The following is a 12,977-nucleotide window of genomic DNA, read 5'->3' as shown; positions in this document are numbered from 1 at the left end:
ATGTTCGACAAGATCCTTCACCCCTTCGCCGTCGCCGTCGCGTGGGTATGGGTGAAGATCCACGACCTCCTCGTCGCCATCGGATTCGGCTCCGGGTCGGGCGTCGCCTGGATCCTCTCGATCATCCTGCTGACGATCATCGTCCGCATCCTCATCCTCCCGCTCTTCCTGCGCCAGATTAAGTCGAGCCGCTCGATGCAGGCCGTCCAACCCGAGATCCAGCGGATCCGGGAGAAGTACAAGGGCAAGAAGGACCCCGTGTCCCAGCGCAAGATGGGCGAGGAGACCCAGGCCCTGTACAAGAAGTACAAGGTCTCGCCCTTCGCCTCCTGCCTGCCGGTCCTCGTCCAGATGCCCGTGCTCTTCGCGATGTACCGCGCGATCTACGCGGTCAAGGACCTCGCCGCCGGCACCTACCACTACGCCGACGTCGAGGCCGACCGCCTCGGCCCGATCACCCAGTCCGTGGCGGCCGAGATCGACGGGTCCACCGTCCTGGGGATCCCCCTGTCCCACACGATCACCTCCGGGGACGGCCCCTTCGGGATCGCGGTCTTCGTCATCCTCATCATCGTCATGGTCGTCCTCCAGTTCATCTCCATGCGCATGTCGATGACCCGGAACATGCCGCCCAGCTCCGACCCGAACAACCCGCTCGTCCAGTCGCAGAAGTCGATGCTCTACGTCATGCCGTTGATGTACGTCTTCTCGGGCTCGTTCTTCCAGATGGGCGTCCTCGTCTACATGGCGACCGCGTCCGTGTGGGCCCTCGCCCAGTCGTACTGGACGATCAAGGTCATGCCGACGCCCGGCTCGCCCGCCTACCTCGAGCTCGTCGAGCGCCGCCAGTCCAAGTACCAGGACTGGGCCAAGGACTATTTCGCCCGCTACGACGCCGAGCGCGCCGGCCTGCCCTCGGCCGCCGACGACCAGTCCGTCATCGCCCTCAACGAGCGCACTCTCGCCGAGGTCCAGGCCAAGGCCAAGGCCCAGCGCATCGCCTCCGACTTCCCCGAGACGATGACCGCCGGCGAGAAGGTCACCGTCTACCGCAATCTCGCCAACCAGGAGTGGACCTCCCTGCCCGACGAGATGTGGATGCACGGCGTGCGCGAGGCGGTCTCGAAGAACGCGGAGCGGCGCGCCGCGACCGCTCAGCGCGAGCGCACGAAGAAGATGCCGCGCGAGCAGCGCCTGCGAGAGGCCCAGAGGCAGCGCGAGGAGGAGGAGCGCCGGCAGGCCCGCCGTTCGTCCGCGCAGGGCGCGGGCGACGTCAGCGCCGAGGAGATCGAGCGCCGTCGCCAGGAGCGTCGCAAGGCCCGCCGCGAGCAGTCGAAGAAGAAGCACCGCTGATCCGCGCGGGCTCGCGGCTCCAGCGCCGACGCCCCGACGGTCGCAGACACCAGACCCAGCACCCCCGTGGGAGGATTCCACCATGAGTGAAGACACGAAGGCCAAGCTCACGCGCCTCGAGGAGGAGGGCGAGTTCGCCGCCGACTACCTCGAGGAGCTCCTCGACATCGCCGACCTCGGCGGCGACATCGAGATCGACGTCGAGAACGGGCGCGCGAGCGTCGAGATCGTCTCCGAGGACGAGGGCGGCCTCGACCGCCTCGTCGGGGACGACGGCGAGGTCCTCGACGCCCTCCAGGAGCTCACGCGACTGGCCGTTCAGACCGAGACCGGCGAGCGCTCGCGCTTGATGCTCGACATCGCGGGCTTCCGCGCCGAGCGCAAGGAGGAGCTCCAGGAGCTCACTCTCGAGGCGATCGCGCGGCTGCGGGCGACCGGCGAGGAGCAGAAGCTCGAGCCGATGAACCCCTTCGAGCGCAAGGTGTGCCATGACGTCGTGGCCGCCGAGGGCCTGTTCTCCGAGTCCAAGGGGGCCGAGCCCCATCGTCGGGTCGTCATCCTCGTCAGCGAGGGGTCCGGTGAGGCCGTGGCCGACGCCGCCGCCGAGGCCGCGGAGGCTTCCGAGGACGGGGTCGAGGACTGACCGATCACGGGGAATCGCAGCCGATCGCCTTCGGGCTCGGCTGCGATTCGTCGTCGAGGGCGAGGACGACGCGCGCTGTCGGGACGGCGACGATCGATGACGAGTCGAGACGATGAGTCGAGTGGAGCAGGGATGAACGAGATCTGGGACGAGGCCCCGACGGGGGGCGGCGCTCATAAGCGCGAGGCGGGGACGGGCCTTGGGACCGGCGAGGGGATCGTGGCCGCGGATCCTCAGGACGGCGGCGGGCAGAAGCGGGATGGGGGCCGGCGGGTCGGCGACCCCTTCGTCCCCGAGCAGCCGACCGAGCGGGTCCGGCGCTTCTTCGGTCCGGCTTTCGCCGATATCCGGGAGTTCACCCGGATGCTCGAGGAGGAGGGGGAGCTACGGGGCCTCGTCGGGCCGCGCGAGATGGAGCGCCTGTGGTCGCGGCACATCGTCAACTCCGCGGCCGTCCTCGAGTTCCTCCCGCGTCATGGGCAGGTGCTCGACATCGGATCCGGGTCGGGCCTTCCCGGCATTATCATTGCGATTTGTCGACCGGATCTTGATGTTCATTTGGCAGAACCAATGCTCAGGCGCTGCGAGTGGTTGAGCGACGTCATCGACGCGCTCGGCCTCGACAACGTCACCCTCCACCAGGCGCGCGCCGAGGAGCTGCGCGGCAAGGGGAAGGCGGATGTCGTCACCGCCCGGGCCGTGGCGAACATGTCGAAGCTCGTGCGCATGACCTCCAAACTCATCGCCCCGGGAGGGGCTCTCGTCGCCCTCAAGGGGCGCCGGGCGGCCATCGAGGTCGAGGACGCGGCCCCGGAGCTCAAGAGGCATCACCTCACCGCGCGCATCCACGAGGTGGCGTCGGTCATGGATGAGGAATCGACGTACGTCGTCGTCTGCACGAGGATCTGAACGGCGTACGGCGGGCGCCGATCGATGGCCGCGCGGGCGGGTGCGCCTCGGCTCCGGCGGGGCCCGATCGTAGACTGGAGGCCCTGAGGAAGGTGATGACGTGAGCGGACAGAAGACCAGCGCCACTCCCCTGTCGATGCAGATCGCGCAGAATATGCGGGATCGTCGAATGCTGGACGACGCACGATTCGGCCGCCCCGCGCGCCCCCAGGTCATCGCCGTGGCGAACCAGAAGGGCGGCGTCGGCAAGACGACGTCCTGCGTCAATATCGCGGCCGGCCTGGCGATGGGCGGATTGAACGTCGTCGTCATCGACTCGGATGCCCAGGGGAACGCCTCCAGCGCTCTGGGGATCGAGCATTCGGCGGGCACGCCCTCGACGTACGACGTCATCATCGGCGGGATGCCGCTGGCCCGGGCCCTTCAACCGTGCCCGGATATCGATGGGGTTCGCGTCTGCCCGGCGACGATCGACCTGTCCGGCGCCGAGATCGAACTGGTCGACCTGCCTAAGCGCGAGCATCTTCTGGCGGATGCCGTACGGGAGTTCCTCTCCCTCCATCGCGAGGTCGACGTGGTCCTCATCGACTGCCCGCCCTCGTTGGGGCTGGTGACGCTCAATGTCATGGTGGCCGCCGACCAGGTGCTCATCCCGATCCAGACGGAGTACTACGCCCTTGAGGGATTGAGCCAGCTGTGGTCGACGATCGAGAGGATCCGCCGAGACCTCAATCCTCGTCTTCACATCTCGACGATGCTCCTGACGATGGCCGATCGTCGGACGCGCCTGAGCGAGGAGGTCGAGGAGGAGGTCCGCCGTCATTTCCCCGGGCTCGCCCTGGAGACGGTGATCCCCCGGTCGGTACGGGTATCGGAGGCGCCGTCCTACGGGCAGACCGTGGTCACCTACGATCCCCGATCGACCGGTGCCCTGGCCTATCGCAAGGCCGCTTTGGAATTGTCCTTGCGCTTGGAGGCTCCTCTGGAGGCTCCTCCGGAGGGATCCGGGGTTCGGATCCGGGACGACGACTGAACGGACGGATCATGCCGGCGCGATGTTCCACGTGAAACATTCGGGGCGGAACGACATAGTCAGTGCCGACGACGCTCTAGGTTCGATAAGGGATCTGTTTGATTCCCCGCCATTCACTCGATGAGCGCTGGAGCGTCGAGGGACATCAGTGCAGAGAGCCTTTCATGGTGGGAGCACGTCACTCGTCGGTTCCTCCTGGAGGTGCGCTCCACGAGTCCTTACAGTGGGTGTTTCACGTGAAACACGCATGGGTGAATGGACTCCATACGGTTGATGGTGAGTGAGTGCTCAATGAGATTGTCGCCTATACACGAACGTGTGAGAGGGGTGGGAGACGCAGAACATCGTCTTGTCGACGCCGCCCTTCTGGTTCGCCACGGCGATGACCTGGGGGCGCGCGGGACGGCCGAATCGTGCGTCGTCCAGCATCCGACGATCGCGCATATTCTGTGCGACCTGCATCGACAGGGCAATGGCGAGAAACCGCTCATGAGGTACGGAGTGTGTCGCTCGTTGAGCCGCGCTGATGAACCATCCCCGATCACGTGAATGTTCCACGTGAAACATGAACGGGGAAGGATGAAGTCAGGCGATGCCGATCCCCATAATGGTGCGCTCGTCGATGGTCGATCATTACAGGGCTCGATGTGCACGAGCGGGATACGCGCGGATCACTGCGATCATGGGGAAAGCCTTGCCAGTCCCTCCTCTGATATGGGACCCGTGGTCTTCTTTCAGTCTCGTTCGCGGTGTTCGAGGTGCCTCATGTCAAGGTGCCCGCGATTAGTTCATTGGTGCCTCAACTAGGAGTGCCCGTCACTGGCCGCCTACACGCGCTGGAGGACGTTCAAGGCGTCGTAGGAATACTTGCGCCTTGGCCCGCGGCTCGGGCTTGTCCGCACCGCCAAAACACGTGGTCACCGCCCTCAGGTGTCGCCTAGCGCCCTCCTGACGCCCCTGCCGGTGACCGCGCGCACCGCATCCATCCCTCTTGTCCTTCTTCGACGCCTTGGCATAGGCCTCTGCCTACTTCCTAGTGATCTCAGCCCTGGGCCGCATCGATAACCCGCTTCCCATGCCCATCACGATCCGCGACTCTCGCTGGGAAGTTCCAGATGAGGCACCAAGACCCCTTTCGCGGGCATACACGATGAATCTCGTCGTGTTCACGTGAAATCTGACGAGGATGATGAAGATCGGGTGATCTGTTAGCGATGCTCATGGCTAGCGATTTCTAGGACAGATATGAATGGCGCAGAACAGGAGATTCCCGATCGTGGGGAGAGTACTTCTCTCTGACCGCGTACTAGAAACCCGGTCCGCTCTCATGCGGGCGCACATTGTTAACCCAGCACTATGCCCGGTGATGTTTCACGTGAAACATCACCGGGCAGTCATGATGGTCGAAAGGGTCGATGGTCCGTTGTTCTCGCAGGTTGCGGACTGGTGCTGTATCCAATCGAAGCTGCTTCGAGCAGATCATCCTCAGCTTTTCATCGGAGTGGAGATCGGGATGTTTCACGTGAAACAATGAGAGCAGGAGAAGGAGCGCGACATGACTGCTGAGAAATCGAAAGCGACAGCCGGACGCAAGGCTGGGCGGCACGCCGGACTCGGACGCGGATTGGGCGCTCTCATTCCCGCCCAGAGCGACGCCGTCGCCTCGGATGAAGGGCGTTCCGCTGTTGATCCCCTGGATGTCTTCTTCCCGGATCGTTCTGGCACAGCGGGCCGTCGGACGAGGGGCGGCTCGGCGAAAGAACTGTTGATCCCCCACAAGCGCGACACCTCCTCGGCCGGGGAACCCGAGGAGAAGACCTCCACGCGCGCCCGAAAGTCTTCCCCCTCGTCCAGCGCGGCCCGCACTCGGGCGAGCCGACGCGGCACGAAGGCGGAGGGGTCGACGACGAAGAGAACCTCGCGTTCCTCGTCGAGAGAATTCGACTCCACCGGGACGGACGCTCCGAAGACGACAGCGGTGCGCGACACTGATCCGACGCGTGTCGTCAGCGAGAGTGAAGCAGATGTTTCACGTGAAACATCCACACTCGTTTCCGTCCCGGGCGCCGTGTTCGCCGTCATCGACATCGACTCGATCATTCCGAATACGCGTCAGCCCCGAGAGATCTTCGACGAGGACGATCTCGCCGAACTGGCGGCCTCGATCCGCGAGGTCGGCGTCCTCCAGCCGATCGTCGTCCGAGAGATCCCCTCGTCGATCGAACCCGGTTCCGCCCTCGAAGAGGCGCTGAAGAACAACCCGGAGGCGACATACGAACTGATCATGGGGGAGAGGCGCACACGGGCGAGCGAACTCGCCGGAGAGACGACTATTCCCGCGATCATCCGGGATACGGAGGATGAGGACCTCCTCCGGGATGCCCTGCTGGAGAACCTTCATCGCGCCCAACTCAACCCCCTTGAGGAAGCGTCCGCGTACCAGCAGCTCATGGCCGATTTCGGAGCAACGCAAGAGGAGCTCTCCCAGAGGATCGCCCGTTCGCGACCGCAGATCGCCAATACTCTTCGCCTCCTCAAACTTCCCCCCGCGGTCCAGAAGAAAGTCGCCGCCCAGGTGATCTCGGCCGGGCACGCCCGCGCCCTTCTCTCCCTGAGCTCCGCCGAGGACATGGAGCGACTCGCGGAGAGGATCATCGCCGAGGGACTGTCGGTCCGAACAACCGAGGAACTCGTTCGACTCGGCCGGGTTAAAGCCCCGACCAGCGCACGAACACGCAGGTCACCGATTATTTCAGCACTCGGAGAAAGCGTGGTTGACGCGTTCCAGGACGCCTTCGACACCCGAGTGACCATCACCGAGGGCCGCCGCAAGGGGCGCATCGTCATCGAGTACGCCGGAGCGGAGGACCTCCAGCGCATCGCCGACGTCCTCACCGCAAGAGGTGAACGGTGAAACCCCAGGCCCCATGATGATCGAGGTCTCGAACATTCGTGGTGCTTGCGCCCGCAGGAAAGCGGGAGCAAGCACCACGAGCGCATAGGATCATCAACGCGCCTCGTCCCTTCTTCGGCCTTTGGGCGCCATCGACGATAGTGAATCGAGGGATCAGGGACGACTCGACCCCTCCCGATCAGGCGAGCCCACCGTCCGGCTCGGCCTCGTGGTCGACTCGACAATCGGATGATCCCGTCGTGACCGGCTGAACCCGGCCCGACTCCTTCGTCTCATTCCCTCACCCGCGGCCCGTGAGGCCGACGCGACCATCCGATCCCCAGAGCGAGCCGTTTCCTGCGGATACCCGACCGGCGACCCGGTCCGGGTAGCGTCCAAGGCCCATCCGCGCCTTCGGACCCCGGGAGAGCGCGATCGGGACGCCGAGGATGACCGCCGCCATCCTCCGCCCCATCCCTGCGCGGCGACCGATAGCCAGCGATGACGAACCGTCGTTGTCACGCCGCCGATATCCCCGCCGTATCGGATGCCCGACGCGGGCCCGGTCGAGTCCGTGCGACTCATCACTAAAGTGGTTGCGCCGCCCCTCGGGGCGGACAATATGGAGACGAGTTCCCGTCACCGAAGGAGCCTAGGTATGGCCGATCAAGACGATATCCATGCCGTGCTTTTCGACGTCGGTGGCGTCTTCATCAGCTCCCACCCCGACCCCCGATTCGTCGCGAATGTCATCGGCGACGGCGACGACGCCCTCGTCAAACTCGTCGACCAGGCGATGTGGACCCACCGCGACTCCTACGACGCCGGATGCAGCGACCGCGAATTCTGGGACCGAGTGGCCGGCGACTGCGGCAAGCCCGAACTCTCCGACGCCGACATCGACCGCCTCGTGGCCCACGACGCCCAGCGGATGACCGATGCCGACCCCGACGCCCTCGCCCTCGTCGACGACCTGCGGACCGCCGGCCTGCGCCTCGGCATCCTGTCGAACGCCCCCCGCGCCGTCGCCGACGCGATCCGCGCCGCCCAATGGTCCGACCGCTTCGACTTCTTCGTCTTCTCCTGCGACACCGGCTCGTGCAAACCCTCTCGGGGGATCTACCGGGAAGCCGTCGCCCGCAGCGACGAGAACGTCGCGAACCTCCTGTTCGTCGACGACCGCAAGCCGAACGTCCGCGCCGGCGAGCTCATGGGACTCGCGTCGCTCCAATGGGAGAACCCCGTCCAGGCCCGCCGGGCCATGACCGACATGGGGCTGCTGGACCGCTGACTCCCGCCTGGCCGGCATCCTGCGCGCCCACAAGCGGACTCCGCGCTCGACGCGCGACGCCGAGCGCCTGACGACGATGCGACCGACCGCTCCGCCCCATCACCGCTACCGCGGAACCTACTCCCCCGATTCGTCGGCCCCGGCCCCGTCCCTCACCGGACGGCCCGCCGCCACGAACTCGACGATCCTCGAGCACAACGCGGCGAAGGACCCGTCGGCGTCCGCGGCCTGCGGCAGCAGCGACGTATCCGTCATGCCCGGGACGACATTCGCGTCGATGAACCAGCACGCCCCCGCCTCGTCGATGACGAAATCGATCCGCGACACGTCCCGCAGACCCAGGACCGTATGCGCCTCGACCGCGGCCGCCCGCAGATCCTCCAGCGCCTCCTCGCCCAGGCGCGCCGGGACGAAGTACTCCGTCGAATCCGTCGTGTACCGGGCCTCGTAGTCGTAGCGGCCCCCATCCGTCGAGATCTCCACGGGCGGCAGCGCCACCGGCCCGTCCTCCAGATCGACGACCGACACGGCGACATCGCGCCCGCCGATGAGCTGCTCGACCATGACCCGCTCCCCGTAGGCGAAGGCGTCGACCATCGCCGCGCGCAACTGCGCCCCGTCCGACGCCGTCGAGATCCCCAACGCCGATCCGCCGTCCGTCGGCTTGATGACGACGGGGAACTCGATCCCCGTCTCGACGGCGTCGAGCACCCGACCGGCCCCCAACTGGCGGAAGAGCGCCTGCGGCAGCGTCACCCACCCGGGCGTCGCCATCCCCGCCGCGGCCAGCAAGGACTTCGCCGTCGGCTTGTTCGACGCGAGCATCGACTGGACCGCCGCCGACCCGACGAAGGGGACCCCCACCTGCTCGAGGACCGCCTGCAAGGACCCGTCCTCGCCGATCGATCCGTGTACCAGCGGCCAGATGACGTCGGGAGCGGACTCGTCGATCGTCGACAGAAGGCGCTCATCGGCATCGCACACCCGCACCTCGTACCCCGCCTGCGCCAAGACATTGGCCACCCGCCGCCCCGAACGCAACGACACATCGCGCTCATGAGTCAACCCGCCCGCAACAATCAGCACCTTAAGAGTCGTGTGGGTCATATGAATACTCCTCCTGACCAGCTCACAGGGTATCGGGGGCCGGGGCCCCCGCGGGGCCGATCGGCCGCCGCGGGCCGACGCCCGGACCGTCGTCGGCGGACCGCCCGCTCGTGCCGAACATGTCGACGAGCTCCTTCTCGGCGTTGACCACCGTCGACAGGCGCCGCACGCCTTCGCGGATGTCCTCGGGCGTCGGGTAGCAGAACGACAGGCGCAGGTGATCGGCGCCCTGACCGTCGTAGTAGAACGCGGTGCCCGACACGTAGGCGACCCGCGCCTTGACGGCGCGCGGCAGCATCGACTTGGCGTCGAGCCCCTCGGGCAGGGTCACCCACGTGTAGAAGCCGCCCTCGGGGACCGTCCACCGGCAGTCCGGCATGAACTCGCCGAGGGCCGTGAGCATCGCGTGGGCGCGCTCGGCGTACATCGAGCGGAACGCCTTGACCTGCCCGTACCAGTCGTAGTCCGAGAGGTAGTCGGCGATGGCCATCTGCCCGACCATCGAGGGGGACAGGATCGCCGACTCGGAGGCGAGGACGAGCTTGTCGCGGATCGCGTGGGGGGCGTAGGCCCAGCCGATGCGGAAACCCGGGGCGAACATCTTCGAGAAGGACCCGAGGTAGACGACGCCCTCGGGGGAGAAGGACTTGAGCGCCGGCAGCGGGTCGTTGTGGAATCCGAGGAGCCCGTAGGGGTTGTCCTCCATGATGAGGACGTGCTCGCGCATGCAGATCTCGGCGATGATCGGGCGCCGTTCGAGGGAGAGGGTGACGCCGGCGGGGTTGTGGTAGTTCGGGATGATGTAGATCAGCTTGATGGTCCGTCCCGAGGCGCGCACGTCGTGGATCGTCTGCTCGAGGGCCTCGGGGATGATGCCGTCGGCGTCCATCGGGACGTGGACGACGTCGGCCTGGCGCGCGCGGAAGACGCCGAGGGCGCCGACGTAGGAGGGGGCTTCGGCGAGGATCACGTCGCCCGGGTCGACGAAGATCTCCGTCATGAGGTCGAGGGCCTGCTGGGAGCCGGTGGTGACGACGACGTCGTCGGGGTCCGCGCCGATGATGCCGTCGTAGCTCATGACCTCGGTGATGCGGTCGCGCAGGACTTCCCAGCCCTGGCCGGATCCGTATTGCATGGCTTGGGCGCCGTGGGCGGTGATGAGGCGCTTGGCGGATTCGGCGAGTCTGTCGAGGGGCAGGTCCTTGAGGTTGGGCATGCCGCCGGCCAGGGAGACGACCTCGGGCCGGGAGACGACGGAGAAGAGGGCGCGGATCTCGGAGGCCCGCAGGTTGTGAGCTCGCTCGGCGTAGGCGTCGAACCAGGGGTCGAGTCGGTTGCCCTGCTGAATGCCGTCCGGATGCGCTGAAGTGCTCACTGGACCTTCCTCTACGTGTGTCGGGTGTGCGGGTCCGCGGGCGCGGCCCCGAGGGTCGCCGTGCCCGCGGGTGTGCCGTGGGCTACAGGTGGGTCCAGTCTGCCACTTCGGGGCGGCATGGGACGAGGCGCCGGCCGGGGCTCGGTCGATCCGGCGACGCTCCCGCGGGGTGGGGCTCCGTCCTCGCGAATCGGGAGGGCCGTGCCCGCGTCGGCCGGGAGCCGCGCGGTGCGCCCGGTGAGACGGGCGGCACTGAGGAGGACGTGTGCCGCTTCACGGGCCCGGAGGCGGTATCGGGTTCGGCGAGAGGGAGGGAGGGGTCGGGTGGGTGGGGCGACCACTCTCAGAGTTTGAGTCTCATGTGAAGAGTTGGACTTAGAATTGAAGTCTGACTGACAATGAAACCCTCATGCCGAGTGTCATTGAGACTCAGATTCTGACAGAGCGTCTGCGCAGATCCGTCGATAGGTCGTGCCCCTATCCCCCTGAGTCCCCAGCATCTCGACATTTCCTGTGGCGATCAGGCGATTGAGGGCCCAGCGAGTCGCGTTCGAGCTGAGGCCGCTTCGAACGACGAGTGAAGAGAAACTCTGCGGCTCGCTCAGCGCGGCCCACACGCGAGGTGCGTTCTTGGAAACGTCGACGATATCGATGGGAACGGACGAATCCTTGGACCTTGTCGGAGCCGGGATTCGTCGAGGCGATGGGGCGGGCTGTTCAAGGAGGATGTCGGGAGAGATGCGCCAATAGAGGATCGCGACGAATGAGACGCCGTAGTCGCGGAAGATCGGTTCCGGTAGTCCATACTCCTCCGCGGCAGCGCGAACTTCTTGGATGCCTCCGCCTTCGCCCTCGATGAGGCGCACCCCATCGGCGCCGCGGATATCTTTGCAGATCTCATAGAGAGCGGGGTTGACGGCGTTCTTGCCATTGGGCTTGCCGAGCTGTTCGAGGGAGAGGCCGCGGAGCCCTCCCGGACTGGAGATGATGAGCTTGTCATCCTTGATTCGAATCTCGATCCGCTTGTTGTCGGTGATGGCATCGAGATTGCGGTGAACGAGTGCGTTGGCGACGAGTTCTCGCACGGCGCGCATCGGCAGTGCACTGAAGTCTCGCCCGCGACCTCGCTCGTCGTAACCCATGTCGGAGGGGGTATTCCTGGCGATCCATAGCATGGCCTCGTCGAGAAGGTCGGGCATGGGGCCATTGAAATGAGCGAGGTCCCTGTTTCTGGTCGGGGATCCCGTCGGCATCTGCACGGCGGCTGTGACTCCCAATGCGGGTCGTTGTCCTTGCGGATGCGCGCCGAGTGCGTAGAGTCCAGCGAGCGTCGCCTCGCCGGTGACGCTGAGGACGCCGGTGGCTTTCAGCAGATCGTCCTCAGGGAGTGCGACGAGGCGACGAGAGCGCTTGCGGACGTTCTCGACGTATGTCTCGACGAGGTCGCTCGCGAGTGAGGAGTACGACGTTCCACGGACAGGTTCGAGGTCGGGTCGCGTCGGTCGTGTCTGCTGCGTCTTGAGGAGGTTGATCTGAGCGATTTCAAGATCGCTCATCGGATAGTCGCCATCACTCTGTCGTAGATACGCGCGACTCTGGTAGAAGACTGGTCGATGGGAGAGTGGGACTCCTTCGACACCGACGATGAGAATCTCGTGACCTTCGAACTTGACTGTGCTGAAAGAGCATGTGACTGGAGGTTCCACGGCGTCGCGCGCCTGCCCGGCCACCCCCTGTTCGAGTACTGCGATATCGGTGAGTTCAACCGGTTTGAATCCGCGATGCTCATCGAGGCCGAGGATGATCGTTCCCCCGCCGGGCATATTGCCGAATGCGCTGAGCGTGGGGCCAAGCTTCGGGCATCCGTCCTGTGCGGACTTGACTTCGATCGTGGTCGAGTCGCCTCCGCGCCTGCGAAGCGCCTGAACGATGCGAGGAAGCGTTTCCTCCGTCAGAATCAAACTATCATTGATAGTCACATTGTAAGACTAGCAGTAGGTGGTGATTCGGGGGAGGATCCGATCCTTCACGTGCCGCCCTCGGCCGAAGAACTGCCCGGAAGGATGGAGGCTCTCTGCGCGTTCGCGAACGCGACCGGCGCGGATGCGGACGGCCCCTACGTCCCTCCGCTGGTCCGGCAGATCGCGTTTCTTGAGGCATTCGCCAGGGATCCGGGGGCCACGACGACCGTGCAGGAGCATCGGCGCACCCATGGAGTCTCCCTTCAGACCGCGCGCAACGACCTCAAGGATCTTGAGGGGCGCGGCTTCATCGACTTCGTGAAGAGGGGCAAGACCTTCGTGTGGTTCCCCGACGACGACCTCGCCGAGAGGATCGAGGCGGGGGAGTAGGGCTTCGCTCCGAGGTTCGCGA

At 65.8% G+C, this 12,977-nt stretch carries 11 protein-coding genes and 1 pseudogene; 7 read left to right on the top strand and 5 right to left on the bottom strand.

Translation table 11 applies throughout. The annotated features are described in order from the left end of the window. From yidC to M3T53_RS02225, 4 genes are all read left to right on the top strand, one after another. Complete coding sequence (gene yidC, locus M3T53_RS02240) at nucleotides 1-1,353, top strand: membrane protein insertase YidC (RefSeq protein WP_272432811.1); 1,353 nt, start codon at nucleotides 1-3, stop codon at nucleotides 1,351-1,353. 82 nt (nucleotides 1,354-1,435) lie between these two features. Next, on the top strand, nucleotides 1,436-1,996 hold the full coding sequence (locus tag M3T53_RS02235) for a Jag family protein (protein ID WP_272432810.1): 561 nt from the start codon (nucleotides 1,436-1,438) through the stop codon (nucleotides 1,994-1,996). A 132-nt stretch (nucleotides 1,997-2,128) separates the two neighbouring features. Then, entirely contained in the window at nucleotides 2,129-2,905 is a 777-nt protein-coding gene (gene rsmG / locus M3T53_RS02230; RefSeq protein WP_272432809.1) for a 16S rRNA (guanine(527)-N(7))-methyltransferase RsmG, read from the top strand. 154 nt (nucleotides 2,906-3,059) lie between these two features. Continuing rightward, entirely contained in the window at nucleotides 3,060-3,938 is an 879-nt protein-coding gene (locus M3T53_RS02225) for a ParA family protein (protein ID WP_272432876.1), read from the top strand. A 288-nt stretch (nucleotides 3,939-4,226) separates the two neighbouring features. Here M3T53_RS02225 and M3T53_RS09815 read toward each other — a convergent pair whose 3' ends face one another. Then, on the bottom strand, nucleotides 4,227-4,367 hold the full coding sequence (locus M3T53_RS09815) for a ParA family protein (protein ID WP_334540155.1): 141 nt from the start codon (nucleotides 4,365-4,367) through the stop codon (nucleotides 4,227-4,229). 1,126 nt (nucleotides 4,368-5,493) lie between these two features. Between M3T53_RS09815 and M3T53_RS02215 the strand changes: the two genes are divergently transcribed. Next, nucleotides 5,494-6,852, top strand: coding sequence for a ParB/RepB/Spo0J family partition protein (locus M3T53_RS02215; RefSeq protein ID WP_272432808.1), 1,359 nt, complete (start codon nucleotides 5,494-5,496; stop codon nucleotides 6,850-6,852). Between the two features lie 637 nt (nucleotides 6,853-7,489). Beyond that, nucleotides 7,490-8,122 (top strand): HAD-IA family hydrolase, encoded by a 633-nt coding sequence (locus M3T53_RS02210; RefSeq protein WP_272432807.1) that lies wholly within the window; start codon nucleotides 7,490-7,492, stop codon nucleotides 8,120-8,122. 117 nt (nucleotides 8,123-8,239) lie between these two features. Here the strand turns inward: M3T53_RS02210 and M3T53_RS02205 are convergent, their stop codons facing one another. From M3T53_RS02205 to M3T53_RS09855, 4 genes and pseudogenes are all read right to left on the bottom strand, one after another. After that, nucleotides 8,240-9,229, bottom strand: a complete 990-nt coding sequence (locus M3T53_RS02205) for a D-alanine--D-alanine ligase family protein (RefSeq protein WP_272432806.1) — start codon at nucleotides 9,227-9,229, stop codon at nucleotides 8,240-8,242. 22 nt (nucleotides 9,230-9,251) lie between these two features. Beyond that, nucleotides 9,252-10,604 carry an aminotransferase-like domain-containing protein gene (locus M3T53_RS02200; RefSeq protein WP_272432805.1) on the bottom strand — a complete coding sequence of 451 codons (1,353 nt, stop codon included), beginning with the start codon at nucleotides 10,602-10,604 and terminating at the stop codon, nucleotides 9,252-9,254. 419 nt (nucleotides 10,605-11,023) lie between these two features. After that, entirely contained in the window at nucleotides 11,024-12,160 is a 1,137-nt protein-coding gene (locus M3T53_RS02195) for an ATP-binding protein (protein ID WP_272432804.1), read from the bottom strand. A 54-nt stretch (nucleotides 12,161-12,214) separates the two neighbouring features. Next, nucleotides 12,215-12,583, bottom strand: a pseudogene (locus M3T53_RS09855) (AlbA family DNA-binding domain-containing protein); the annotation flags it as partial. Nucleotides 12,584-12,634: 51 nt separating this feature from the next. Here M3T53_RS09855 and M3T53_RS09850 point away from each other — a divergent pair. Continuing rightward, nucleotides 12,635-12,955, top strand: a complete 321-nt coding sequence (locus M3T53_RS09850) for a hypothetical protein (RefSeq protein WP_442866913.1) — start codon at nucleotides 12,635-12,637, stop codon at nucleotides 12,953-12,955. Nucleotides 12,956-12,977: the final 22 nt, after the last annotated feature.

Origin of the sequence: Actinomyces sp. B33, from assembly GCF_028437565.1 — a bacterium.
Taxonomy (GTDB): Bacteria; Actinomycetota; Actinomycetes; order Actinomycetales; family Actinomycetaceae; genus Pauljensenia.
Note: the sequence above shows the minus strand (reverse complement) of the source record. Positions and strands in the feature narration are given on the sequence as shown.